Raw genomic sequence first — 26,427 nt, 5'->3', positions numbered from 1 at the left:
TTAGTGCTATTTTTAATGATTAACTAACTGGCCTTCTTTCATAATAACTGACATGTTTTCTGCTGAAATAGCCCGAATATCGTCTAAAGGATTTCCATCAATGACTAATAAATCAGCAAACTTACCAGCTTCTAAAGTACCAGTAACATCTAAAACATTTAACATGTCAGCTCCGTTTCGAGTTGCGGCTAAAATAACGTCCATATTTGGAATGCCAGCTTTTTCATTGAAGGCATACATTTCTCCAATTGCGGTGATACCATAAGGAGTTAAACTAGAACAGAATGAGTCAGAACCGATTGTTAAGACAATACCTTTTTCTTTTGCTCGTCTTAAATTACCATATACACGATTTAATTCTTTTTCTGCAACAGTATCTCCTGGATATTGATCATGGACTTCAGGAATATAAGGAGGTTCATAGGTCTTAAACCATTCATTTAAAAACTGAATAGTTGGACAGAAATAAATGCCTTTTTCAGCCATAATATCTAGACATTCATCATTTAATGTTTGACCGTGAATAATTAAATGAACACCTGCTTTACATGAGTCTAATGCTCCGCCGTAACCTTCTGCATGAGACCAGACAGGAATGCCCACCATATTACATTCATCTACTACTGCTTGTATTTCTTCTAAGGTGTAGTGTTGATCTAGTTTTTTATCCCAACGCCAAATACCTCCACCAGTTGACCAAATCTTAATGGCATCTGGATTATCTCGTAAGCGACGACGGACAGCCTTTCTTAATTCCCAAGGGCCATCTACTCGTTCAGCCCAAGGATGAGATTCATCATTATACCAAGCAGGAAGGTGGTGAGAGTCGCCGTGACCACAAGTTCTAGCAAAGCCTAAACCAGTCCCAACTACTCTAGGTCCTTCCATGACTCCAGCTTCTACCATATTACGAATATGTAGACCAGAGCGAGAGATTTCCCCAACTGTCGTAAGTCCTCTTTGCAGACATTCATGGGCTTGTTGAACTGCTACTACTGTTTTTTGAACAGGATCTTCTAGTACCCAATCAGTATCATTGTCTGTCAAATTTCCAGAAAAATGTAAGTGACTATCAATTAACCCAGGCATGATAGTTTTTCCTGAAATATCCATCACTTGATAATCAGCTGGTATTTCTTTTTTCTCACCTGCGTAAATAATTTTCTTGTCCTCGACTAACACTAAAGAAGAAGAGATAGGTTTCTCCCCTGTTCCGTTAATTAATAGTCCATTGATAAATGCTTGTTTCATAGACTTGTTTCCCCACTTTCTTTTAAATGTGATTGTTTTGAGAGTATTGAAAAAATAGCGCCTAATACTAACCATGCAATAACGATGATCCACTCAACTGTTGTTAAAGCAGCAGGTGAGAAAGGTAATACCATTAAAAGGACGATACATAGTCCTGCTAGAATAGCTAAAGTAATCCCAAATTTTCCACCAGGAACTTGATAAGGTCTAGGTAAATCAGGTTCTGTGTAACGCATTTTTAAACAAGCTGCACTACACATCATACAAGCGAAGATAAAAGCAAGGGCTGAAACATTGGTTAGAGGTAGTAACATATTCCCTCCAAGGAATGGTCCAATAACTGTTAAAGCAGCCATTAAATAGTTGGCAGTTTTAGGAGCACCTGTTTTTTCATCAATTTCTTCAAATGCTTGAGGTAATTGTTTTTTTCGGCCCATAGCTAATAAAATTCTAGACGTTGCTCCGAAGAATGAATTCATTGGCCCTAAAGGCCCTAAAATGGCGATGCAAGTCATCACATAATAGAAAACTAAATTAATATTTTTTAGCACGCCTAAAGATGGAACAGAACCATCTTTTCCCATAGCAACAAATTCTTTCCACGGAATAATCGTTCCAAAAGCATAAATACAGCAGGCATAAAAAACACCAGAAGCAATTAAAGCTAAAGAAATAACTTGTCCAAATTTTTTCCAATCGAGTCCTTCAGCAGCTTCTTCAGCTTGTTGTGGAATGGTATCGAATCCTGCATAAAAAAATGGTGTCATAACTAAGACAGGGATGATACCTAATAATAAGTTACTTCCTTTGCCAGAAGGAGCTTCATAAAGAGGTTGTAAGTTACTAGGTCCTCCTGTAAATAAAGAAAATCCCATTGCGATTAACATACCACCAAGTAGCATCTTAGTTAGAAAAGCTTGTAGTTTAGCAGCACTAGAAGCTCCTTTAAAGTTTAAACGAATAACATATAAAGCAAATAAAATCGAGATAAGTAAGGGTGGTAAGTAAACGGTTGAGCCCAAAATAGTATACAAGGGAAGAATATTCAGCTGTGGAAATAACATACTCACTAGCTTAGAAATAGCAATCGCTTCCCAAGGGCATAAAATCCCATTGCCTAGAGCTAAAAGCCATCCAGTGTAGTAAGACCATTTTTTTCCAAAAGAGCGGTCGACATATTCAATAATGCCTCCAGAAATTGGAATAGCACTAGTTAATTCTCCGAAAACAGCGCCGATAGGTAATAAAAAAATAGCTCCTACAATAAAGGCAATGATGGCAGCCAGAGGACCTCCGCCAACCTCCATCCAATTATGAACTTGTAAAACCCAACCTGTTCCAATAATGGCACCAAATCCGATTGTGAAGAAGTTCCAATTGGTTAGTGTTTTTTTCATTCCGGAGTTTTCGTTAGATTCTGCCATTATATTTCCTCCTTTCTTTTAATAAAACCTTATGATTAATGATAACGCTTTCTTATGATGAGTTCAATATGTTTATTAAATAAAAAATAATAATTTGTATATTAAATATCTGAAATGTTATTTTTTAAAACAATTATCAAATAAAATGTAATGTTTATTAATTGATAATAAAAACAGTCCTTTTTGAAAAAGGAGGTTAATTAAAAGACTGTTTAGTTGCATAGGTTATGTAATATCGCTAAACTAAAGATAAAATGGGGACAATTGAGGTGAATAGAATGTATCAAGTAATTGAAATGTATGGAGACAATGAACCCTGGTGGTTTTTTGAAGGTTGGGAAGAAGATATTAACCAAGAGAAAGTATTTGAAGAGTTAGAGCAAGCTATTCATTATTACGAAAAAAAATATCAACAATTAGCACAGGAATATAGTATGATGAAAACAAAAGATAGATATCTGACAGCTTTTTGGAAAGACGGAGATAGTCGTTTTTGTGAAGAGTGTGATGATGATCTACAACAATATAAAGGATTGGTTTTATTAAAGAATTGCCACCCTTTAATAAAGAATGGAAAGGAACAACATGAAACAATTAGTTATAGCGGAAAAGCCAAGTGTTGCAAAAGACTTAGCCCAAGTACTAGGAGCCAGCACGAAGCATAAAAATTATTACGAAGGACCACAAGTTGTGGTGACTTGGGCATTAGGACATTTGTTAGGGCTAAAAATGCCAGAAGATTACACTAAAAAATGGCAAAAATGGGAGATGGAAACTCTTCCTATGATTCCTAAAAGTTTTGGAATAAAACCTTTACCCAAAACAAATCACCAACTTAAAACGATTAAACAATTAGCTAATCGCCAAGATATTCAAAGTGCGGTTATTGCCACAGATGCTGGAAGAGAAGGAGAGCTAGTGGCTCGGTGGATTTTAGAGTTTGTAGGCTTTAAAAAACCAGTAAAACGCCTTTGGATTTCTTCTCAAACAGATAAAGCAATTCGAGAAGGATTTAAACACTTACGTCCTAGTAAAGAATACGATGATTTATACGAATCAGCCTTAGCTAGAGCAAAAGCTGATTGGTTAGTAGGATTAAATGTTACCCGAGCGTTAACAGTGAAGTACCAAGATAATTTATCAGCTGGTCGTGTACAAACACCTACTTTAGCCTTGGTCAGAAAACAAGAAGAAAAAATTGAAAAATTTAGACCAAGCACATATTATGTTTTAAGCTTAACAAAAGAGGGATTAACAGGAGAAATGGTAGTAAATCAACCTATTTCTAATCATGAACAGGCAGATAAACTATTAAAACAACTACAAGTTGGCAAAAGCATTGTTTCTCGAGTAGAAGGGACAGCGAAAAAAGAACAGGCTCCTTTACCTTATGATTTAACAGAACTTCAACGAGTAGCTAACCAAAAATATGGTTATTCTGCTAAAAAAACTTTATCTTTGGTTCAGAGCTTATATGAATTTCATAAAATTGTTAGCTACCCTCGGACAGACTCTAAATATTTAACCACAGATATGAAGAGTACTATGAAAGAACGTTTAGATGCAGTGAGGGATATTTATCCAGAGGTATCGAAGCAAATTATGAGAAACGGAGCGAAAGTTACACGATCTGGGGTATTTCAAAATAGTAAAGTAACAGATCACCATGCCTTACTTCCAACAGAGCAAGCTCCTCGCTTTGATAAATTAACGACAGATGAACAGCGAATTTATTTTTTAATTGTAGACCGCTTTTTAGGCTTATTTTTGGAACCTTATCAATATAAAGTAGAAAATATTTGGGTTCAAAACGGGAAACAAACCTTTAAATTCCAACAAAAACAAGTGACTGAATTAGGTTTTAAAAAATTAACAGAAAAACGAGAACAAGGGGCAAAAGTAACTTTTGAAGTGGGGCAAACTATCAGTGGTAACTATACTAGTGAAAAACGCTTAACCCAACCACCCAAACCATTAACGGAAGCAAGTTTGCTAGGTAAAATGGAACATCATCAACTTGGAACACCTGCCACTCGTGCTGAAATCATTGAAAAATTAATTCAGACGGAATTAATGACACGTAATGGTAATTACTTAGGTGTTAGTCCTAAAGGTAAACAATTGTTACAATTAGTTAATCCTTCTTTAGTTAGCCCTGCGTTAACAGCGAAATGGGAGCAAGAGTTGGAAGATATTTCTAAAGGTAAAAAACAAGGTAGTCAGTTTATCAAAGAAATTGAAGCGGCAACTAAAAACTTAGTTAAAGAAATTAAAATGAGTGAAGAAACTTATGTTGATTTTGCTTTAACTCAAAAAAAATGTCCAGAATGTGGTGCTTTCTTAAAAGAAAAGACAACAAGGCAAGGGAAAATATATCAATGTAGTAATACAGAATGTACCTACCATCGTAGGAAAGATCCTAAACTGTCTAATCATCGTTGCCCTCAATGTCATAAAAAAATGGAAATTTTAGAAGGAAAAAATGGAGCATTCTTTAAATGTAAATATTGCTCTATTACAGAGAAAATTCCTGATAAAAAAGAACGCAAAAAGAAAATGACTAAGCACGAGGAAAGACGACTAGTTAAAAAATATAGTCAAGAAGCAACACCAGAAGAAAGTCCTTTAGCTTTAGCATTGAAAGCAGCAATGAAAGAAGAGTAAAGCGTATTTATCCGTTTTACTCTTCTTTCATTCGCTAGGAAATGTGGGCGCTGTGGCTAAATTCGTGTATAATAATGAAGGGAATGAAAGGAGGATATCTATGGCAAAAAAGAAAAATTCACGAGCCAAACAAACTAAAAAAGCCCAAGAGCAAAAAAATCAATTGATGTTTACTTTGACGGGACTAGCATTTATTTTGTTAGGTATCTTTGCTAGTTTTAAATTAGGTTTTTTAGGGCGATTAATTGCCAATGTGTTTCGTTTCTTAGTAGGAAATACTTATCTAGTTTTTTCTATTATGATGGTGTTATATGGTTTGATTTTAGTCTTTTTACGGAAAGAGCCTAGATTAAAAAATCGTAAACACTTTTTAGGTGGCATATTTATTTATACAGGAGTTTTAATTTTTTTACACGCCTGGTTATTTAGAAATATTATGACAAAAGATACCCATGTTTTATCTTTGACCTGGCAAAAATTATTAACAGATATTAGAGCTAACGTTATTGATGCAAATGTGGGAGGAGGAATGATTGGAGCACTGCTATATAATCTGACTCACTTTTTAGTGGATCAAGTAGGCACATACGTGATAGTGTTCTTTCTAATTTTAGTGGGAACTTTTTTTGCGGGGGATTTTCATTGGTCAAACGTAGTCGAAAAACTTCAGCTTTGGATGAAGGGGATCAGTGAAAATCTTTCTCAAAAAAAAGCAGACAACCTAGAAAAAAAGAGAATTCAAGCCTTAAAACAAGAGTTACAACCGGAAAAAGTGGAAGAGGAAAGACCCTCTCCTATGTTGGATGTTAAAGAAACTAAAACAAATCCAACGGAAGTTTCTCCTATTGAAATTGATAGTTATCAAAAGCAATATCAACAAGATACACAAGTTAAACAACAAGACTTAGCTTCAATTGAAGATGAGGAAGAATTAAAAGATTTTACTATGCAAATTGAAACAGAAAATCCAGATTATTTATTACCTACAAGTAGCTTGTTAAATGATATTCCAGTTGTAGATCAAAGTGAAGAATACGCCACGATTGAGAAAAAGATTGGGGTATTGGAAAAAACATTTCAAAGTTTTGGGGTAGATGCAAAAGTTGTGAGAGCTAGCTTAGGACCTGCCGTAACTAAATATGAAATCCAACCTGCTGTAGGCGTTAAGGTAAGTAAAATTGTCAGTTTATCAGATGATTTAGCCTTAGCTTTAGCTGCCAAGGATATTCGAATGGAGGCACCAATACCTGGTAAGTCAGTAATAGGAATCGAAGTGCCTAACAGTCAAGTCAGCACGGTGTCTTTTAGAGATGTAATAGAGTCTCAAGCGCCCAATACTAAAGTGTTAGAAGTTCCTTTAGGTCGGGACATTTCTGGAACGGTTATTTCAGCAGATTTAGCAAAAATGCCTCATTTACTTATTGCTGGCTCAACTGGTAGTGGTAAATCAGTGTGTATTAACGGGATTATTACTAGCCTGTTAATGCGAGCAAAACCCCACGAAGTTAAACTGATGATGATTGATCCTAAGATGGTGGAACTAAATGTTTATAATGGAATTCCTCATTTATTGACCCCGGTCGTAACTAATCCAAGAAAAGCAGCTCAGGCCCTGCATAAAGTAGTAGAAGAGATGGAAAAACGTTATGAGCTATTTGCAGCTAATGGTGTCCGAAACATGCAGGGTTACAATGAGATGATTCAAGAATTTAACGAAGAAACTGGTGAAGCTAAACCGATATTGCCGTTTATTGTGGTTATTGTGGATGAATTAGCTGATTTGATGATGGTTGCCAGTAATGAAGTGGAAGACGCTATTATACGTTTAGCACAAATGGCAAGGGCTGCAGGGATTCACATGATATTAGCTACACAAAGACCGAGTGTAGATGTTATTACTGGGATTATTAAAGCCAACGTACCATCTAGAATTGCTTTTGCTGTGTCTAGTGGAACTGATTCACGAACGATTATTGATAGTAATGGAGCTGAAAAATTGCTTGGTCGAGGAGATATGTTATTTTTACCGATGGGAGAAAACAAACCTGTCCGTGTTCAAGGAGCCTTTATATCAGATCATGAAGTAGAACATATCGTAAACTTTGTTAAAGATCAACAAGAGGCCAACTATCAAGAAGATATGATTCCAACTGATGAGCCAACTGCTAGTCACGGAGAACCTCAAGATGAGTTGTATGATGAGGCTGTAGCTTTAGTAGTAGATATGGAAACCGCGAGTATCTCTATGTTGCAGCGTAAATTCCGTATTGGTTACAACCGAGCGGCCCGGTTAATTGATGAAATGGAAGCTCATCATATAGTAGGACCATCTGAAGGTAGTAAGCCAAGAAAAGTGTTATTAGAGGCTTCTAAGCTAACTAATGAACTAGAATAACTGATTATATGTATGCTAAAAAGAGCTTTAAACGCTAGAAGGACTTTCTCAACGTTTAGAGCTCTTTTTATTTATTGAAATAAAGATGTTTCGTAATAATTAATAGATTGTCGTAATTTGTTTGCCGTACCCATTGAGATTTGTCCATGTTGATAAAGATTTTGAACGGTTTCTCTTTCAGTATCTAAGGCTCTCATATAATACTTCTGTAATAAGTTTTGATATTCTTGGCGAGTAAAACTGCTCAGATGCTTAATCCGTTGTAGTTTGTACAAGTATTCATGGAGCAACTGATTAGTAATATGTTGTTCTAAAGGGTTCACGTGAGTTTTTTCTTCTAACCCTTGTCGGTGATTACGTAAAGCATGAATGGCTCCTTTAGTACTCGCAATTTCTAGTTTAATAAGAGCGGATTCTCCAATAACCTCTGCTTTGTTCATTTTAGAAGCATTATAACGTAGGATAGAGCGATTTAGTTGTCTTTGCATGTTATACAAAGAACGTCTAAACGTATTTTTTAACGTAAAGGTACGAATATGACTTCTAGAACGAATATTTTTTTGATAATTTTTAGCTAAATTATGGGAGATTTCTTTCGTTTCCTCTAACTCTTTAATCCCTAAAAGTTCTCCTTGAATAGCAATTTGTTGCACCTGTTTTTCAATACTAGAATACTTAGAGTTAGTGGACGGATCATTGTCTTCCCGATATAGATAACGTAACCGTGTTTCAAATTCATGAATTAAATCAGTTAAAATCATGGGATGAATGTCTTCACTAGCTTCTTCTTTTAAAGATTGTAAAGCAGTTTGAACCATGACCTTTCGTGCTTCAATTTCTGTTAGTGGATGATTTGGTTCTTTTTCTTTCATAGCTTCTAAATCATCAGAAGGTTCATCCGTTACAAGCATTAATCTTTTTCGTTGTTTGGTTAGAACTGGTAAGGTAATGGTAGCTACAACTAGACTAGTTAACACAACCCCACACGCTAGAAAAATTAATAAAGAACGCTCCTGAAAATAATCTCCAGTATCTAAAAAGAAAGGCATAGACATAATAGAAGCCATAGTAACCGCGCCTCTTACACCAGTAATTCCAGTTAATAAGGCTGTATTTAACAGCGGCTTTTTCCGGTTGTCTGGTTCAGTTTTTAAATAAGTAATCCATAAATTGACATAGGTCCAAACAACTCGAACTAACAGTAACATGAGCCAAATAGCTATAATGTAAAAGATTAACAACCAGTTACTAATGGAAGGATTTTGCAAGGTTTCGCTCATAGCAGTAGGAAGCTGAGCACCTAGGACAACAAAAACAATTCCGTTTAATAAATAAACTAAGATATCCCATAATTTTGTGGTAACAAGACGTACTTCAGAATACTGACTTCTAAAGATTGGTTCTTGATTAATACTTAAAACTCCTGCCGTTACTACAGCAATCACACCAGAAGCATGAGCTAATTCATCTGCCACAATGAAAATAATAAAAGGAGTTAGTAAATGAATAGTTGTATGCAAAATAACATCATGAATACCTTGCTGAACAAGAAACATGCGAATGAAATGAATGAAGTAGATGAGGATAAACCCAATGATGCCTCCGACCAATGACATATAGAGGAAATTACTAGCGGCTTGAGTAAAAGAAAAATAACCTGTCATAAAAGCTGCTAAAGCATAACGAAAGGCAATTAAGCCACTGGCGTCATTAATCAAACTTTCACCGCTGATCAAACTTAGAATTTTTTTGGGCAGTTTAATTTGTTCGGCAATCCCGTGAACCGCAACAGGATCAGTTGGAGATAGTACTGCAATCAAGGCCATTGCTAAAGGTAAGGGGATTTCAGGAACTAACCAACTAACAAAATAACCTCCTACAATGGTGGTAAGAAAAACGAGGATAATAGCATTAGCAAAAATCGGTGCCCGTAATTCCCATAACTCATCTTTTGGAAAATGTTTGCCATCATTAAATAAAAGAGGAGCAACAAAAAGCAACATAAACCAATCTGCTTGTAAACTGATATGGATATTAAACAGTAAAACAAAGAGTAAACCGATCCCTATTTCAATTAAAGCAGTTGGTAAAAACACAACATAGTGACTGATAATATTTGAAACGACTACGAGTAAAATTAACACAATACTTGCCATTAATATTTCCATAAATTCACCTCTCTTAAAAATATTATATCAAATTTGTTTAAAGAAATAGTGAATAAAGGTCAATTAGTTATATTTACTTGAGGATGATTGCAATCAGAGTAAGAATGAGCTATAGTGTTCACAGAATATTTTGTAGAAATGAGGAAGTCTTTTGACTAAACAATCAATTTATAGTTTAACCCAAGAGGAACTAATCGCTTGGTTTGAAGAACATGGAGAAAAGAAATTTCGGGCAACTCAGGTTTGGGACTGGCTGTATCAAAAACGGGTTCGTGAATTTAATGAGATGAGTAATTTATCTAAAGCTACTATTGAATTATTAGATCAGTCATTTGAAATCAGTCCTTTAAAAGAGGCTGTCGTACAAGAGTCTCAAGATGGCACAGTTAAATATTTATTTGAATTATCTGATAAAAACATGATTGAAACAGTTTTAATGAGACATGATTATGGTTTATCTGTTTGTGTAACAACACAAGTAGGCTGTAATATAGGCTGTACATTTTGTGCCAGTGGTTTGTTGAAAAAAAATAGAGATTTAACTGCTGGAGAAATTGTGGCCCAAATCATTCAAGTGCAACGTTACTTAGACGAACAAGGAAAAAATGAACGGGTAAGTCATGTGGTTGTTATGGGGATTGGAGAACCTTTTGATAACTATGACAATGTTTTAAACTTTTTATATATCATTAATGATGCGAAAGGATTAGCTATCGGTGCGCGCCACATTACTGTTTCTACCAGTGGTTTAATTCCTAAAATTCGAGAATTTGCAGATAATGGTTTGCAAGTGAATTTAGCTATCTCTTTACATGCTTCTAATAATGATGTTAGAACCTCTATTATGCGAATTAATCGGAGCAACCCAATTGAAAAATTAATGGATGCTGTGGATGATTACTTGGCGAAAACTAATCGCCGAATTACTTTTGAATATATTATGTTAGCTAATGTCAATGACCGGCCAGAGCATGCCAAAGAGTTGGCAGCTTTATTGGCTAATAAGAAAAAATTGGCTTATGTGAATTTGATACCTTATAATCCTGTAAGTGAACACGATCAATATCAACGAAGTGCTAAAGAAGATGTTTTAGCTTTTTATGATATTTTGAAAAAACAGGGCATTAACTGTGTCATTAGAAGAGAACATGGAACAGATATTGATGCTGCATGTGGTCAGCTAAGAAGTAAGCAAATCAAAAAACAAGGATAATTCAATAGAACCCTCCTAAAGAGACAGATTTTTGTCTGTTTCTTTAGGAGGGTTTAGAGTATCAAATTAGACTTAGACTACAATATCCTTTATTATAATATATATAGGAAATTTGTTATAGAATTTTTGTCTGTTTTTCTGTTTGAAAAGTGGGAGTCTATTTAGATGTAAATACTAGTTGCATTTTGTGGGTTTTTATCTTGACTAAAATAGAAATTTAGGTAGAAAGTTAGCTTTTTTCTATATAATCAGTTCAAATAATTATATTATTTAATGACTATTAACATGTTATTCCATTATGTTAGCCCTTTTATTTGGACTGAAATTTAATCGGAGAGGAACATGTTCATTGAATATTTTATTAACGTTAGGTTTGATTATTTTATGTACCAAATTAGCAGATAGTTTTGCCATTAAAGTAGGTTTGCCAGCAGTGGTAGGCAGTTTGTTAGTGGGTATCTTATTAGGACCAGCTATGCTAGGGGTGATTGAAGAAAGTCAATTAATCCATCTATTTTCAGAAATAGGTGTGATTTTACTAATGTTTTTAGCTGGACTAGAAAGTGATTTGCAAACGTTAAAAAAATTCTTTAAACCGTCATTGTTAGTCGGTCTTTTAGGAGTCGGAGTTCCGTTCGTAGTCTTTACGAGTTTTTCTAAGTTATTTGGTTACGATACTGGAGCTGCTTTGTTTATTGGGTTAATTTTTGGAGCAACTTCATTAAGTATCACCATTCAGGTATTAAAAGAGCTTCATTTTGTCAGGACGAAAGAAGGGTCAGTTATCATCGGTTCCGCTATTTTAGATGATATTATTGTCATTATTTTACTGAACCTAGTGTTAACCTCCATAGGCCCTACATCCACCTCTATTGTGTCGATTTTAGGCTTATTAGGTAAAAATTTACTTTTCTTTGTCTTGATTTATTTGTTTAATCGTTTTGTTCTACCACTTCTTCTAAAGGGCTTGAAAAAAGTGAAAGCACCAGAAAAAAATACCGCCTTTGCTTTAGCTTTCGCCTTTATTTTGAGCTATTTTGCTCAAATGATTGGTATGTCAGATATCATTGGCGCTTTTTTTGCCGGTCTAATGCTTTCACAAACTAAAATTGCTCACCAAGTCGAAAGAAAAATAGAAAGTACTACTCTAGCTATCTTTGCTCCTGTATTTTTTGTAAGTATTGGTTTAAACTTAAATTTCAAGGGCATGGGTAATCAGATAGTCTTCATTGTTGTCTTTAGTATTTTAGCTGTTCTTACTAAGTTTTTAGGTGGTTATTTAGGAGGACGACTGAATGGCTTTAACCGAGAAAGTAGTAGTATCATAGGAACTAGTTTAATTTCAAGAGGCGAAATGGCTTTAATTTTAGTGAGTTTAGGATTGTCAAAAAATCTTATTACACAAGAAGTGTATGGTGCTATTGTCCTAGTGGTTATTGTGAGTACCATTGTCGCTCCTATTTTATTAAAAAAACAAATTATGAAACAACAAGAAACAACTGAAAGAATACCAGAGGCTCATCCAGAAGCTTCTGTTGAATCTGGTTCATAAGGATAGTACAGTATATAAATAAAAAAAGCTCAGAAGTTAGGCAACTGATTTTTCTTGCCAACTTCTGAGCTTTTTAAATAGCTTTAAGTCGATAAATTTTAGAAGGACGTCCAATTCCTGTTGGACGTTCACCAACTTCTACTAAGTATTCTAACATCGCTTTTTTAAAGTTAGAATGGTCAATATCCTTATAAGAAATACCTAAAAATTTAGCAAAAACTTTTCTTGCTTCAGTTATTGAAAAGTCTTCTCCCAATACTTGTAAGACATTTGGTTCGTGATGCATTTTTTCTGTAATGTGATTAAAGGCAGTTAGAATAATCTTGGCATGATCGAAAGCCAAGGTATCTGGGCCTAAAGTGTCTCCTGTATCCAAATCTAATATAATATGAGCCTTTGTATCTTCATTAGTTAGATGGATGTGATGATCTTTTCTTTCTAAGGTAAACCACTTAGCTTCTCTTGTGTCATCTCCAGCTGTTAGAGGTTCTTCACCAATGAAGGCAAGATAGCTAACGGTGATAACCCAACCTCTAGGGTCACGGTAGGGATCGCTAAAAGTATGGAGCTGAGCTAAGTTATGAATATCAATAGAGACACCTGTTTCTTCAAAGGTTTCTCTCATACAGGTTTCTTCTGTTGCCTCTGTTCGTTTAACAAAGCCACCAGGAAGAGCCCAAGAGTATTGATAAGGGTGTGTATTCCGCTGAACAAGTAACAGTTTTAATTGATCGGATGTTTTATTGTAGCACATTAAAACGTTATCAATTGTAACGGAAGGCATGTCATATTTAGGTAATGTTTGTTGCTTGTACCAATCTAGGTACGCAGTTTCTGAAGCTTGGGTTTCAAAATAGTGTTTTTCTTCATGTTTGGAAGAAAAAGACTTCATGAGAATCATCCTCTCGATAAAAGTATTCTGTACTTAATTGTAACAGAAAACTTAAAAATGTGAACTATTGTTTAGTTAGGAAAAAAGCAACTGGATTGAAAGCCTTTTCCTAACTAGTTAGGAAGAAAGTCAATATAGCGGAAAGTGCTTACAAGACTTATGATGTTGTTGAGGAGGAAAGTTGGATGCGCAGTCAATATGTAAAGTTAATTGTTTTATTGAAAGAAGAGCAAGATTATATAAATGGTAATCAATTAGCCCAGTCTTTAGGAGTTTCTACTAGAAGTATACGTAATTATGTCAAAGATTTAAATGAAAATTATTTGATTGACTCTAAAATTCAAGCTCATCAAAACAAAGGATACAAATTAGTAGGACAAATGCAACAATTTAAAAAAGATGAACATTTAGAATTTGAAGAGCGAGCATTTTTCATTGTTAAGTTTCTACTAGAAAATCAAGAATCTATTACGTACGAGCAAATTGCTCATCAGCTTTATTTTTCTTCTCAGACAATCAGAAAAGATATTTTAAAAATTCAACAAATGATTGCTGATCAAAAAAGAGAGTTAACTTTAGAAACAATTATTTTCGAAGGCATTAAATTAACTGGTTCTGAGTTAGATAAGCGGCTATTTTTAGATAGTTTAATCACACCAGCCATTATCAACCGAGACAACATCCAAGATGTATTGACTTATTACTTTAAAGAATGGATATCTTCTGAGGAACTTGTTAAGTTACTACAGGTAATAGATGATGTTACTAAAATTAACATGTCTTTAACACCAGAAAGTTTATTGCCTATTATCAGTTACTTAGTGATTGCCATGACAAGAATGAAACAAGGTCATTATATCGAGTCCCAACATTTTACAATTGATGTTAAACATTCAACTGAATACCATACATCCAAGCGAATTTTCTCTAAACTGGTTTCAGAGTTTAATAGTCAATATTATGAAGCTGAAATAATTTTCTTTAGTGTGTATTTAATGAGTAAACGGTTACTGAATGATTTCGATGATGGGGAACTTAGCCAATTAATTTCAACAAAATTAAAAGGAGAGATAAAACGCGTCTTAACTTTAATGAGTCAGCAATATCAACTTAATTTAATTGAAGATAGTCAGTTATATTCTGGTTTGCTTTTGCATTTATTTAGAGATTTATATCCTATTTTATACAATTTTTATATAGAAAATACTTATATCAGCTATATAAAAACAGAATATATTCAAGCTCATAATATGGCCGTAACGTTTGCTTATTTATTAAAGAGTGAGACAGATATTCAATTACCAGAAAATGAGATTGGTTATGTGGCGCTACACTTTGCTTCATTTTTAGAACGAGTGGCTAAAAAGACCGTTAAAGTAGCTATTATTCAAGGAAGAAACATGGCAACTGCTGATTTACTGAATTATGAAATACTTAGAAGATTTAGTGAAGTTGAAGTTGTTCAAACACTGAATGCTAATGAAATAGACCAACTAGATACTTCTCTTAACTTTGTTGTATCTCAAGCAAGTCCAACATTACTTAATCAAGTATCGGTACCAGTAGTTTATGTGAATGATTTTCCAACTAAAGAGGATTATCAAAAAATTAATCAATTAATTCATCAAAAAGTATTGTTGAATTATTTAAATCCTGACTATTTCTTCAAACTAAATGAAGTAACCAAAGAAGATATATTAAAAAAGATGGTTATAGCAATGGATGCTGAAGAATTATATGAAAGTATTCTAGATAGGGAAGGTTTATCAACAACGGATGTAGGGAACGAAGTCGCTTTGCCTCACCCGATTGATTATTCAACAAATGAAATTTTTAAAATAGGGGTAGCTATCAATGAGACACCGGTTAATTGGGGAGAGAAAGATGTTCAACTTGTTTTTCTCATTTTACCTAGTGTCAAACAAACCCTAGAAAATTCGCAAGTGTTTAGTGAAATTTATCAGTTATTGAAAGTAACAAAAAAAGTAGAGCAACTAAAAAAAATAACTGATTTTAATGAATTTATTACCTATTTAAATCAAGTCTAAAAAAGAAAGAAGAGATTGTTATGTTAATTAGTACAAAAGAAATGTTAAATGTGGCTTATCAAAATAATTTTGGTGTGGGAGCTTATAATATCGGTAATAGCGAGTTTGTAAAAGCAGTTATTGAAGTAGCAGAAGAGCTTAATGCTCCAGCCATTTTACAAATTCATCCATTAGAAGTGGAATTATTAACTAACGACTTTATGACCTATGTAAAAGAAGCAGCTCAAAATGCTAAAGTTCCAATTTCTATTCATTTGGATCATGGAAGAGATGCAAAAGATTGTATTCAAGCTATTCGTAATGGCTATACCTCAGTTATGATTGATGCTTCACACTTGCCTTTTGAAGAAAATATTCGGGTAACAAAGGAAGTTGTAGATATCGCTCATCAAGTAGGAGTTTCTGTTGAAGCTGAATTAGGAACGATTGGCAGTAATAAAGGAAGCGGAGAAACAACTACAGCTGAAGCTTTATATACTGACCCAAGTCAAGCTAAACAATTTGTCGATGAAACAGGGGTAGATTTCTTAGCAGTAGCTATCGGGACTATTCATGGTATTTATCCTAAAGGTAAAAAACCAAATATTCAAATTGATCGTTTACAAGAAATCAGAAACGCTGTAGATATGCCTCTTGTTTTACACGGGGGATCAGATAATCCAGAAGAAAAAATTCAAGCAGCAGTAGAAAATGGAATCGCTAAAGTTAATTTATCTAGTGATATGAAAGTAGCTTTTTACAACACATTTAAAGAAACTATGATAGAAATGCCAGATGATTATGAACCATGGATTATTACTCCACAAGCAACAGAAGCAGCTAAGAAAGTTTTAAGAGATAAAATGCATCTATTTGAATCTGTAAATAAAGCATCTTTATATGTGTAAAGGAGTGAAGAATAATGAAGATTTCTGATTTATTACTAGTAGACAACATTCAATTAAATTTGAATGCAACAAATAAAAGTGAGATTATTGACCAATTAGTTCATACTTTATCAGAAAATGGCTATTTAAGTGATGAAGCTGCATATAAACAAGATATTTGGGATAGAGAAAATACTATTTCAACAGAGGTAGGAGCAGGAATTGCTATTCCTCATGCTAAATCAGCTGCAGTTAAACAACCAGGATTAGCTTTTGGCCGTTCTTTAGAGGGCATTACTTATGATAAAGAAAAATGCCATTTATTCTTTATGATTGCAGCAGATGAGCATGCAACAAATGAACATTTGAAAACGTTATCTAAGTTGTCTACTTACTTAATGGATGAATTATTTAGAGCCAAACTTATTTTGGCTACTTCACCAGAAGAAGTTTTAGAGATTATTAATCAAAAAGAGTTAGAAGAAGAACAAGAGTCAGCTATTGTAGAAGAATCAGTAGAAAATAGTTCAAAAGATACTTTTTTAGTTGGAGTCACAGCTTGTACCGCAGGAATTGCTCATACTTATATGGCTGCAGAATCACTAAGAGATGCTGCTAAAAGTATGGGAATGACAATGAAAGTTCAAACCGATGGATCTAGTGGTACGGAAAATGAGTTGACTCCAGAAGAAATTGAACAAGCAGCTGGTGTTATTATAGCTGCAGATCGCTCAATAGATACATCACGCTTTGCAGGTAAAAAAATAATTGAAACTAACACTAAAAAAGGAATCAATCATCCAAAAGAATTAATCAATCAAGTGTTAGCTATGCCAGAACCTGATCTTTCAACTGTGAAGAAAAAAGTAGTGGAAGAGAAAAAAGACAGTAAGAAAAATGGAGCTTTGTCAATTTATCAACATTTGATGAATGGTGTGTCTTTCATGTTACCTTTCGTAGTGGCAGGAGGAATTTTGATTGCGATTTCATTTATGTTTGGTGTAGATGCTGCGAATCCAAAAAGTGATCAATTTAACCAGTTTGCTGCTTTCTTAAAAACAGTTGGAGGCGAAGCGGCCTTTGGTTTAATGGTTCCTATTTTTGCAGGATATGTAGCATATAGTATTGCTGATAGACCTGGTTTAGCACCAGGAGCAATTGGTGGTATGATTGCTTCTATGGGTGGTTCTGGTTTCTTAGGTGGGTTAATTGCAGGGTTTGTTGCAGGATATGTTGTTGTTGCTCTGAAAAAAGTTTTCATTAAGTTACCTAAATCTATCCAAGGGTTAAGTCCTGTGTTGCTTTATCCAGTTTTTGGCACACTAGCAACAACGATTGTGATTCAATATGTGGTTAACAAACCAGTTAGTCATTTAAATGAAGGAATGGCTACATGGTTAACGAATATGAGTGGTTCTAATGCGATGTTAGTAGGAGCTATTTTAGCTGCTTTACTAGTAAGCGATATGGGAGGCCCTCTTAATAAAATTGCCTACGCTTTCGGTATTCAAATGATAACAAGTGGTGTTTATGAACCTATGGCTGCGTTAATGTGTGGAGGAATGATTCCACCAATCGGATTAGGATTAGCGACAACTATTTTCAGAAATAAATTTACAGAAGCTGAACGTGAAGCAGGAAAAGTTGCTTATGTTTTAGGCGCATGTTTTATCACTGAAGGAGTGATTCCTTTTGCCGGAGCAGATCCACTAAGAGTGATTCCAGCTAATATTATTGGGGCAGCAGTAGGTGGCGCTATGTCTATGGCGATGAATATTACTTTATCTGCTCCTCATGGTGGTATCTTTGTGATTCCAATTGCTGTGAATAAACCGGTTTTATATTTAGTTTGTATCTTAGTAGGTAGTGCTGTAACAGCATTAGTTGCAGGATTATTAAAAAAACCAATTGCACAACAAAGTTTAGAAGTAGCCATTTAATATGAAACAAAAAATAAGAAGCTTGGCATTTGCCTAAGCTTCTTATTTTTTATGCCGTTATTTATCGCGAATAACTTCAATCTTATAGCCATCAGGGTCAGTAATAAAGTAGTAAGAAGGTGGTACACCAGGTAATGCTTTTAAGTCGGTTATATTAAAACCATTAGCTTGATGCTGTTGATGTAACTCTTCTAGATTATTGACTGAAATAGCTATGTGACCGTAGCCATTTCCTAAGTCATAGCCTTCAGAATCATAATTGTAAGTTAATTCAAGTTCGTACTCATCTCCTGGTAGAGTTAAGTAAACTAAAGTAAATTTATTTTCCGGAAAATCACGACGACGAGACTCTTTAAAATTAAAGGCAGCTTGATAAAATGCTAAAGAAGCATCTAAATCTTTTACACGAATACAAGTATGAGCCATTTTCATAACTTATCTTCCTTTCTTTTGTTCATAGTATGAGTCAAATGACTCAATTAAAGTGTAACATATTCTAAAGGAGTCGTTAATTTTCTTGATTGGGGTTAACAATTCGTCCGTTATGAAAGTAGGATGTAAAACATTGTACCTTATCATCAAACAACGTAATAGACTGACTGCCTAACATTTCTTTTGGAAAAAAGAAGCGATCATCTCCGTGAATTTGACCTGAGAGTGCTTGAACTAAGTCACTGACTTGTGACAATTCAACTAATGTTCCATCTTTTTCTTGTAGCTCGATTTGTGTTCGGTGTTTAGACTCTTCTGGACGATAAAGATCATAAGGTAAGTCATAACTACCATGAACAGCTGTGTAGTAAATAGGGTCAAAGCCGACTTTTTCAATTAAATGAGTCAAGTCTGCTACAAGCCACTGATCTGTTTTAGAGTTAAATTTAGCAGATTTAAGAGGTTTGCGGTTTAAAAAACGATTAGCTAAATCACTTAATATAGGATCTGAATGATCTGTCCATAGCATAAAGTTGGTGGTTAAACTACTATCATCTAAGCGTAGGTAATCTTCCAAAGTGTACTGATTAGTAAAAAAAGGAATAAGTAAGGAAGACTCACAGGGAAAACTAGCTGGTTCTTCTTGATACAAATAAGCTGCCCGTTTTAACAAGTGATGTAAGACGACTTCCATACCTCTTGAAACAGGGTGAAAATAAATTTGCATATACATTTGGTACCGGCTAACAATATAATCCTCTACAGCATGCATGCCATTCATGCCAAAAGTAATCCCTTCTTTATAAGGTCTAATCACTCTTAAAATTCTAGTTAAATCAAAGGTGCCATATTCCGTTCCTGTATAATAAGCATCTCTTAGTAGATAATCCATTCTATCTGCATCAATTTGGCTAGAAATCATTTGTACAACTTGTTGATTCGGGTAAGTTTTTTGTATCACACTAGCTACTTTTTCAGGGAAACCTGGCTCAACTTGATTTAAAATCTGATAAATTTCAGTGGTAGGTGAAGTGATAATTGCTACAGTGATAGCTTCATGGTCGGTTTGAAAGATACCTTCAAAAGTATGAGAATAAGGACCATGGCCAACATCATGTAACAGTGCCGCACACAAAGCGACCAATCGTTCACTGTCATCCCAGCCGTTTTCGTTATCTTTTTCAAGAGAAAAATTACGAGTGAAAATATTACAAATCTGTCTAGTAATTTCATAAACACCTAAAGAATGTGAAAAACGACTATGCTCACCTCCGTGGAAAGTATAGGAAGTAGTCCCTAATTGTTTAATTCGCCGCAAACGTTGAAACTCTTTTGAGTCAATTAAGTCCAAAATAACTTGATGTTGGACGTGAATATAATTGTGGACAGGATCACGAAACACTTTTTCCATAGGGAGCATTTGCTGTTTATACCCTGTTTCAGTCATGTAAAATCACTCCTTCATTTCGTTTTTCCATCTTGTTTTGATGTTTAAGTAACTCTTGTTGGTAATGGTGACTTCGAACAAATTCCTCCGAAGTTGTTGAGATTAGTCTATATGATTTTTCTAAGGTGTCTAATAAACGTTTTTTTACAGCTGAGATGGTTAACTCTTCCCCAAGTAAATCAGATAAATTAGCCATAGAATTAGGATTAATTGGCGGGTAACCCTTTGTTCCGAATTGCTGTTTTAAACTAGCTTGATAAAATTCTTTCATCAATTGTCCTCTAGCAGATTGATCTCCGTGAACACTTAAATAAATCATGACACTAATGCCTTCTTTGATTCTTCGTTGGGCAATGCCAGCAAACTTTTGACCTTGAATACTTAAATCAAACTCTCCAGGGCAATAAGAGTCGCTTATTTCCTTAGCTTCAATCGCTACATGAAAGTCAGAGAAGCTATCTTGAATTAAGTCGACCATTTTAGCATAGCCTTCAGGAATACTTATTTGATGATCAGGATTAGGGAGAAATAACGAAACATTTAAAACTCCCTCATTGGAAACAACGCCAAGCCCTCCTGAATTTCTAGCTAAGTAACGGAAACCTGCTTGATGCAAGAGGTTTAAACCATCAGTTAGAAAAGGAAGACGGGTATCTTTCATTCCAAGGATAACTGTTCGGTCAAATTCCCAGAAATGAACTAAGTGTTCTTGAGTTTGACTAGTATGTAAGGTGTATAAGTCGGTATAAGCAAAAGGGGCAAATAAGTTTGGTTCAACAGGGTCATTTATAATAGTTAAGGGTGTAAGTGAATTCATTTAGGTATCTAACTCCTTTAATAGTTATTAACTTGATTTTGTTATTATATATTATATAAGATAGTGATAGAATATGGCATTAATATGTTTGAACGAAGAACTTTTAAGAAAAACTTGACTTTTTTTATATAAAGACGTAACGTAACGATTGCATGAATTTGGTAAGCTAGTTACAATAATGGAGAATAGAGAGAAAGGGGCTTTTTATGGTAAAAAGAGAGCAAATTCCAGTTTCCGTGTATTTGCGTACAGAGGTAACGCAGGAAGGGAATACAAATGAACATGTATTTAATGTGGTAGGACAAGCAGTTAAAATAGGCTCGTCTATTTATTTACGCTATAAGGAACCTGAACAAAATGGTAAAAGTGTTCCTGTGACGATTAAAATAGATGCTACAGGTCACGTTCAATTAACTCGCACAACAGATTATAAATTAACATTAGGGTTTACCCATCAAGATTATCATCTAACTCATTATCGTACCCCTTATGGTTTGTTAGAAATTAACACGTATACCAGTCGGTTACATTTGTTGTTAAATGAGCAGCCGTTTTCTGGAAAAGTAGAGATTGACTACCAATTGCTTACAGGTGAGGAAGAGTTAGGAAATTACCAGTTGTACTTAGAATTTATGGCATAATTATGTTTTTATTGGAATTTTCATTGCATTTTATAAAGTATCTATTGTATGATAAGGAATAGACTGTGAAAGGACGTGTGTCAGGTGGAATTAAAGGTTTTTAAAGATGTGAACAAAGAAGAATTATCCATGATTGAAGTGGCTCATGCTTTATTGGAAGCAAATGGCGATATTATGGATTTTACTGACTTAGTAAACCAAATTCAAAATTATTTAGGAAAAGCAGATAAAGATATTCGTGAAGATTTATCACAATTTTATACAGATTTAAACATAGATGGTAGTTTTATTTCTCTAGGAGACAATCGATGGGGACTACGCTCTTGGTATCCAATCGACTCAATTGACGAAGAAGTTTCTCATTTTGGGGATGACGATGAAGATGAAGAAGATCGCCCACGTCGTAAAAAACGTCGTAAAGTTAATGCATTTTTAGATACAGATGATGAAGATGCTATTGATTACAATGACGATGATCCTGAAGATGCAGATGATATTGATGAAGATGACGAAGAGTACGATGACGATGAAAAAGATGATGAAGAAATTGCTGAATACGGCAAAGACTTATCAGAAATCGGTGCAGATGATATTGATGAAGAAGATGTACCAGAAGGCGTTGAAGATGAATTAAGTATTGTTGATGAAGACGATATGGATGATTATGACGACGAGGATGAAGACTTATAAAGCGTCTTTATCTAGTTTTAGCAAAAAAGGTTCTAGAGAAGTTAACTTCTCTAGAGCCTTTTTTTATTATTTTTCCTCTGCATCTTGTTTTAAAAAGTCATATTGATCGACAGCAGCATGAGCGATGCGACTAGCTGCAGCAGCTGCAATTGCTCCTACAATATCATCTAAAAAAGTATGAATATGGTCACCACTATGATCGTTTAACTGTTTTAAAATGCCAGGTTTAACTTTGTCAATATAGCCGTAGTTAGTAAAGCCAATGGAACCATAAACATTTACAATAGCCAATGCCAAAATTTCATCGATTCCGTATAAACCTTCATCTTCTTCAATGATTTGTTGTAGCGGAGCTAAGAGTGTACCTTGTTCAGCAGCTAAATCAAGCTGAATACCTGTTAAGATAGCGTTTTGTACTTCTCGTTTTTTTAATACCATTTCTACATTATGGTAACAATGCTCAATAGTTAATTCTGCCACATAAGGTTTTTGCAAAAAGTAAACTAATTCTGCAATATCCTGGATGGTAACACCTCGTTGGATTAATAAGTCTTTTGCACGTTGTTCTAAAATATCTTTATCTGTTGTCATAATTTTCCTCTTTCTTATCAGACTACTACTAGAGTAATAGACATTAATAGGCTTATTTATTTGCTGACATTAAGTAAACAGCAATCAGTTCGTTTCTAAAAACTCTTAATTTAATGATATACTATAATGAACAAAAAAGACAAGGAGTGGTTGAATGAATCCTTTATTAGAATGTTGCGAACAAAACCTGGCTAAAGGATTAGACCAAGTGGTTAACTTACCTGAGATTGCCTCAAGGGTAGATTTAGTTACTTATGGGTGCATGAATGAGTGCCAAACCTGCGCTAAAATGTATTACGGCTTTTTAGAAGGAGAATGGGTAACTGGTAATACTTTAGTTGAATTTAAAACTCATCTATTAGAAGCACTAGAACATTGGGAAAAAGAAAATCTGTAGGCAAAAGGCTACAGATTTTTCTTTTTGTCTGAGTTAGAAAATAAACTAGTACTATGCATTGGTTGTACTCTTAACTCTGGTTGGATAAAATGTAGAGCATTATTGACAGCTGTAGGAGCTTCCCCTAGTCCAGTAGCAATCAATTTTACTTTTCCTGGATAGGTACAAACGTCTCCAGCAGCATATACTCCTGGAATATTGGTAGACATATCTGCCTTTACCTTAATTAAATGGTTGTCTAAATCAAGACCAAGATTTGCTAGATAATCATGGGAGCTGATAAAACCGTAATTGACTAAAAGCATATCAGCGGGAATTATTTCTGTTAAATCTTCTTTAGGATTATATAACTCTAGCTCTGTAATTTGCCTTGCCTCATGGATCACACTATTAATAACAAAAGGAGTTTGCAAGATGACAGAGGAATTATTTAATTTTAAAACATTATGTTCTAGGGCACGAAAATTAGGACGCCTGTGAGTAAGGGTAACCGATTTAGCTAATGGTTCTAACTCTAAAGCCCAGTCAATAGCAGAATCTCCACCACCTGCAATGACCACATTTTTATCTTTAAATAAAGAAAGATCGCGAACAAAATAAAATAAAGACACATTCTCACAACTATCCAAATCTGGAATAGACAGTTTTCGCGGCTGAAAAGCCCCATTTCCTGTTGTAATAATGATGCTTTTAGTATAGTGAACCCCTTGATTGGTTTCTATTTTTAAAAGGTCAGAGGACAAAGGAGTGAGTTGAGTCAGTGTTTCTTCTAGACAAATAGTTGGTTCAAATTGCATGGCTTGCTCTGTTAACTGGGTGACAAGTGTGCTGGCTTTTATTTTAGGAAATCCAGCAATATCATAAATATGTTTATCCGGGTAAAGCATGCTAAGTTGCCCACCTAGTTGGGGAAGGCTATCAATTAATTTAGTTTTTGCCTGCCTCATTCCAGCATAAAAAGCTGTAAATAAACCAACAGGACCTGCCCCGATAATCGTTATATCATATATCTCTTTTTCATCTATAGTCATAAGGTATCTACCTCCAGTTTAATTGGTACTAATCTTAGTATATAAAAAAAAGGAAAATCAAGACATAAATATGATTTCATGATACACTTAATCAATAAAAAAAGAATATGTTGGAGGTATGAAAGAATGAGCTTTCCTCAGTTATCATTAGAGTCCGTTACAGGTCCTATTGCGACTATAAAAACAAATAAAGGGGATATTCGTATTCAATTATTCCCTGAACAAGCACCTAAAACAGTTGAAAATTTTGTTGAGTTAGCTAAAAAAGGCTACTATGATGGTGTGATTTTTCACCGAGTTATCCCTGAATTTATGATTCAAGGAGGAGACCCAACTGGAACTGGTATGGGCGGAGAAAGTATTTACGGCCAATCATTTGAAGATGAATTCTCAAATGAATTGTTTAACTTACGTGGTGCTTTATCAATGGCTAATGCAGGACCTAACACAAATGGTAGTCAATTTTTTATTGTTCAAAAAAGTGATATGCCAAAAGAGATGGTGGAACAAATGGCTAATGCTGGTTTTCCAGAAGAAATTATTGAAGCCTATAAAAATGGTGGAACACCTTGGTTAGATTTCCGTCATACAGTATTTGGTCAAGTTATGGATGATGATATGGCAGTAGTAGATGATATTGCTCAAACTAAAACTGGCGCACAAGATAAACCTGTTTATGATGTTACTATTGAAACAGTAGAAATAACTGAAGCTTAAAGTACCGATAAACCAACAAACAAGTATTACTTGTTTGTTGGTTTATTTTAAATGTAAGAACAATCCGTTATACTTATGATAGAAGTAATAAAAAGGATGTGGAAGCATGGTATACAAAATAGGAATGATTCTAGAAGGACAGATTACAGGTATTCAACCTTACGGAGCATTTGTTTCATTAAAGGATCAACAACAAGGATTGATTCATATTTCGGAAATTTTTCATGGGTATATCAAAGATATCAATGAAGTTTTGTCTGTTGGTGATAAAGTAACAGTTAAAGTTATAGACATTGATGAATATACGAAAAAAATCAGTTTATCGCTAAGAGCAATGCAAGAAAATCAAATCCTTCCAGGAAGAAAAAAGAAAATCTATTTTACTAATCGCAAGAAAAAAATTGGGTTTGAAACATTGGAAAAGGCGATGCCTAAATGGATTGAGGAGTCTATAGAGTATTTGCAAATGTAATACTTATGGATTTTTTCTGAAAATATGCTATTATAAGAAGTGCAAGTTTAAAAAAGTGAATTAGAGGTGGATGAAATGAGCACCCAACTAGTAGCTGGTACTATTATGTTAAATCGTGCCAACGGGGAGAAAAAGTTTTTAGTAAAAGAAGAACAGTCAGGCCAACACTTTGTTACCACTAAAATGAATCAAGAGTACACAAGCTTAGCCAATATTTTACAGGCATTGAAGTTAGAAGTATTAGTAGATATTCACTCTATGGATTTAGTTGAACTTACCACAATTTGTCTAGATGATAGAAAGATTCCTTTGTATGTGTTTGAAATGGAAGAAACACAATGGACACATGAACTTGAAAATGGTTATACTTGGGCAAAACCAAGTACACTAAGAAATTTGTTGAAAAATTTTTCAATCTCAGATGTTCCAATTTTTGAGTAATTAAAAGAAATAATAAAAAAACAGATTTTATCCTTGCTTTTTATAAATATATTTGATATATTATTACTTGTCGTTAAGATAAAGGGTTTGTGATAATGTAGCGAATCCTTGCGACAAGAATAATAAAAAATATCAAAAAAAGTTGTTGACAAAGTCAACTGCTTCTGATATGATTAAGTAGTTGTTGGAAAAGACGACGAAACAAATAGATCTTTGAAAACTGAACAAAGAATAAGACGAACCAAATGTGTAGGGCGTTTTTACAAGATGTAAAAACAAACTTATATTATTATAGTGAAGTCAATTCGCTAGCAAACAAAATTGAGCTAAATGTCTTC

The 26,427-nt window shown here is 34.4% G+C and carries 23 protein-coding genes; 14 read left to right on the top strand and 9 right to left on the bottom strand.

Going from position 1 to position 26,427, the window contains the following annotated elements:
* Window positions 1-12: 12 nt before the first annotated feature.
* Together C7P63_RS08330 and C7P63_RS08325 are read right to left on the bottom strand one after the other, a co-directional pair.
* Complete coding sequence (locus C7P63_RS08330) at window positions 13-1,251, bottom strand: metal-dependent hydrolase family protein (RefSeq protein ID WP_125943698.1); 1,239 nt, start codon at window positions 1,249-1,251, stop codon at window positions 13-15.
* Window positions 1,248-2,675: an APC family permease gene (locus C7P63_RS08325; RefSeq protein ID WP_125943697.1), complete on the bottom strand. Its 1,428-nt coding sequence runs from the start codon at window positions 2,673-2,675 to the stop codon at window positions 1,248-1,250. Before C7P63_RS08325 ends, C7P63_RS08330 begins: the two co-directional genes overlap by 4 nt.
* Before the next feature lie 278 nt (window positions 2,676-2,953).
* Here C7P63_RS08325 and C7P63_RS08320 point away from each other — a divergent pair, with 278 nt between their 5' ends.
* The 3 genes from C7P63_RS08320 (at window position 2,954) to C7P63_RS08310 (ending at window position 7,734) form a co-directional block, all read left to right on the top strand.
* Complete coding sequence (locus C7P63_RS08320; protein ID WP_125943696.1) at window positions 2,954-3,340, top strand: DUF1033 family protein; 387 nt, start codon at window positions 2,954-2,956, stop codon at window positions 3,338-3,340.
* Window positions 3,261-5,339 carry a DNA topoisomerase 3 gene (locus C7P63_RS08315; RefSeq protein ID WP_125943695.1) on the top strand — a complete coding sequence of 693 codons (2,079 nt, stop codon included), beginning with the start codon at window positions 3,261-3,263 and terminating at the stop codon, window positions 5,337-5,339. Before C7P63_RS08320 ends, C7P63_RS08315 begins: the two co-directional genes overlap by 80 nt.
* 100 nt (window positions 5,340-5,439) lie before the next feature.
* Window positions 5,440-7,734: a DNA translocase FtsK gene (locus C7P63_RS08310; RefSeq protein WP_125943694.1), complete on the top strand. Its 2,295-nt coding sequence runs from the start codon at window positions 5,440-5,442 to the stop codon at window positions 7,732-7,734.
* Window positions 7,735-7,805: 71 nt separating this feature from the next.
* Here the strand turns inward: C7P63_RS08310 and C7P63_RS08305 are convergent, their stop codons facing one another.
* Window positions 7,806-9,902 carry a Na+/H+ antiporter gene (locus tag C7P63_RS08305; RefSeq protein WP_125943693.1) on the bottom strand — a complete coding sequence of 699 codons (2,097 nt, stop codon included), beginning with the start codon at window positions 9,900-9,902 and terminating at the stop codon, window positions 7,806-7,808.
* Between the two features lie 151 nt (window positions 9,903-10,053).
* On the opposite strand from C7P63_RS08305, the gene rlmN reads away from it, so the two are divergent.
* Window positions 10,054-11,115: a dual-specificity RNA methyltransferase RlmN gene (gene rlmN / locus C7P63_RS08300; protein WP_125943692.1), complete on the top strand. Its 1,062-nt coding sequence runs from the start codon at window positions 10,054-10,056 to the stop codon at window positions 11,113-11,115.
* Window positions 11,116-11,464: 349 nt separating this feature from the next.
* On the top strand, window positions 11,465-12,667 hold the full coding sequence (locus tag C7P63_RS08295) for a cation:proton antiporter (protein ID WP_165863805.1): 1,203 nt from the start codon (window positions 11,465-11,467) through the stop codon (window positions 12,665-12,667).
* 73 nt (window positions 12,668-12,740) lie between these two features.
* On the opposite strand, the gene C7P63_RS08290 is transcribed toward C7P63_RS08295, so the two are convergent.
* On the bottom strand, window positions 12,741-13,559 hold the full coding sequence (locus C7P63_RS08290) for an NUDIX hydrolase (RefSeq protein WP_125943690.1): 819 nt from the start codon (window positions 13,557-13,559) through the stop codon (window positions 12,741-12,743).
* Window positions 13,560-13,744: 185 nt separating this feature from the next.
* On the opposite strand from C7P63_RS08290, the gene C7P63_RS08285 reads away from it, so the two are divergent.
* The 3 genes from C7P63_RS08285 to C7P63_RS08275 are packed head-to-tail and all read left to right on the top strand — an operon-like array spanning window position 13,745 to window position 18,413.
* Window positions 13,745-15,607, top strand: coding sequence for a BglG family transcription antiterminator (locus tag C7P63_RS08285; RefSeq protein WP_125943689.1), 1,863 nt, complete (start codon window positions 13,745-13,747; stop codon window positions 15,605-15,607).
* Between the two features lie 20 nt (window positions 15,608-15,627).
* Window positions 15,628-16,494, top strand: a complete 867-nt coding sequence (locus tag C7P63_RS08280; RefSeq protein WP_125943688.1) for a ketose-bisphosphate aldolase — start codon at window positions 15,628-15,630, stop codon at window positions 16,492-16,494.
* A gap of 14 nt (window positions 16,495-16,508) precedes the next feature.
* On the top strand, window positions 16,509-18,413 hold the full coding sequence (locus C7P63_RS08275) for a PTS fructose transporter subunit IIABC (RefSeq protein WP_125943687.1): 1,905 nt from the start codon (window positions 16,509-16,511) through the stop codon (window positions 18,411-18,413).
* A 57-nt stretch (window positions 18,414-18,470) separates the two neighbouring features.
* Here C7P63_RS08275 and gloA read toward each other — a convergent pair whose 3' ends face one another.
* The 3 genes from gloA to C7P63_RS08260 form a co-directional block, all read right to left on the bottom strand.
* Entirely contained in the window at window positions 18,471-18,845 is a 375-nt protein-coding gene (gene gloA / locus C7P63_RS08270) for a lactoylglutathione lyase (RefSeq protein WP_125943686.1), read from the bottom strand.
* 76 nt (window positions 18,846-18,921) lie between these two features.
* Window positions 18,922-20,292, bottom strand: a complete 1,371-nt coding sequence (locus tag C7P63_RS08265) for an HD domain-containing protein (RefSeq protein WP_125943685.1) — start codon at window positions 20,290-20,292, stop codon at window positions 18,922-18,924.
* Window positions 20,285-21,109, bottom strand: coding sequence for a lipoate--protein ligase family protein (locus tag C7P63_RS08260; protein ID WP_125943684.1), 825 nt, complete (start codon window positions 21,107-21,109; stop codon window positions 20,285-20,287). Before C7P63_RS08260 ends, C7P63_RS08265 begins: the two co-directional genes overlap by 8 nt.
* Window positions 21,110-21,315: 206 nt before the next feature.
* On the opposite strand from C7P63_RS08260, the gene C7P63_RS08255 reads away from it, so the two are divergent.
* Window positions 21,316-21,750, top strand: coding sequence for a YwiB family protein (locus tag C7P63_RS08255; protein ID WP_125943683.1), 435 nt, complete (start codon window positions 21,316-21,318; stop codon window positions 21,748-21,750).
* 84 nt (window positions 21,751-21,834) lie between these two features.
* Window positions 21,835-22,440, top strand: coding sequence for a DNA-directed RNA polymerase subunit delta (gene rpoE / locus C7P63_RS08250; RefSeq protein ID WP_125943682.1), 606 nt, complete (start codon window positions 21,835-21,837; stop codon window positions 22,438-22,440).
* A 66-nt stretch (window positions 22,441-22,506) separates the two neighbouring features.
* On the opposite strand, the gene C7P63_RS08245 is transcribed toward rpoE, so the two are convergent.
* The gene (locus tag C7P63_RS08245; RefSeq protein ID WP_125943681.1) at window positions 22,507-23,031 is read right to left on the bottom strand and encodes a phosphatidylglycerophosphatase A family protein; all 525 of its coding nucleotides are present in this window, start codon (window positions 23,029-23,031) and stop codon (window positions 22,507-22,509) included.
* A gap of 154 nt (window positions 23,032-23,185) precedes the next feature.
* Here C7P63_RS08245 and C7P63_RS08240 point away from each other — a divergent pair, with 154 nt between their 5' ends.
* The gene (locus C7P63_RS08240) at window positions 23,186-23,428 is read left to right on the top strand and encodes a DUF1450 domain-containing protein (RefSeq protein ID WP_125943680.1); all 243 of its coding nucleotides are present in this window, start codon (window positions 23,186-23,188) and stop codon (window positions 23,426-23,428) included.
* Between the two features lie 8 nt (window positions 23,429-23,436).
* Here the strand turns inward: C7P63_RS08240 and C7P63_RS08235 are convergent, their stop codons facing one another.
* Window positions 23,437-24,459 carry an NAD(P)/FAD-dependent oxidoreductase gene (locus tag C7P63_RS08235; protein WP_125943679.1) on the bottom strand — a complete coding sequence of 341 codons (1,023 nt, stop codon included), beginning with the start codon at window positions 24,457-24,459 and terminating at the stop codon, window positions 23,437-23,439.
* A gap of 126 nt (window positions 24,460-24,585) precedes the next feature.
* Between C7P63_RS08235 and C7P63_RS08230 the strand changes: the two genes are divergently transcribed.
* The 3 genes from C7P63_RS08230 to C7P63_RS08220 all read left to right on the top strand — a co-directional run bounded on the left by C7P63_RS08230 (window position 24,586) and on the right by C7P63_RS08220 (window position 26,089).
* Window positions 24,586-25,176, top strand: a complete 591-nt coding sequence (locus C7P63_RS08230) for a peptidylprolyl isomerase (protein WP_125943678.1) — start codon at window positions 24,586-24,588, stop codon at window positions 25,174-25,176.
* A gap of 106 nt (window positions 25,177-25,282) precedes the next feature.
* A complete protein-coding gene (locus C7P63_RS08225) occupies window positions 25,283-25,648 on the top strand; it encodes a CvfD/Ygs/GSP13 family RNA-binding post-transcriptional regulator (protein ID WP_125943677.1) in 366 nt (121 codons plus the stop codon).
* Between the two features lie 75 nt (window positions 25,649-25,723).
* Window positions 25,724-26,089 carry a hypothetical protein gene (locus tag C7P63_RS08220; RefSeq protein WP_125943676.1) on the top strand — a complete coding sequence of 122 codons (366 nt, stop codon included), beginning with the start codon at window positions 25,724-25,726 and terminating at the stop codon, window positions 26,087-26,089.
* Window positions 26,090-26,427 lie beyond the last annotated feature (338 nt).

The organism is Vagococcus humatus, from assembly GCF_003950325.1.
Classification (GTDB): Bacteria; Bacillota; Bacilli; order Lactobacillales; family Vagococcaceae; genus Vagococcus_C; species Vagococcus_C humatus.
Note: the sequence above shows the minus strand (reverse complement) of the source record. Positions and strands in the feature narration are given on the sequence as shown.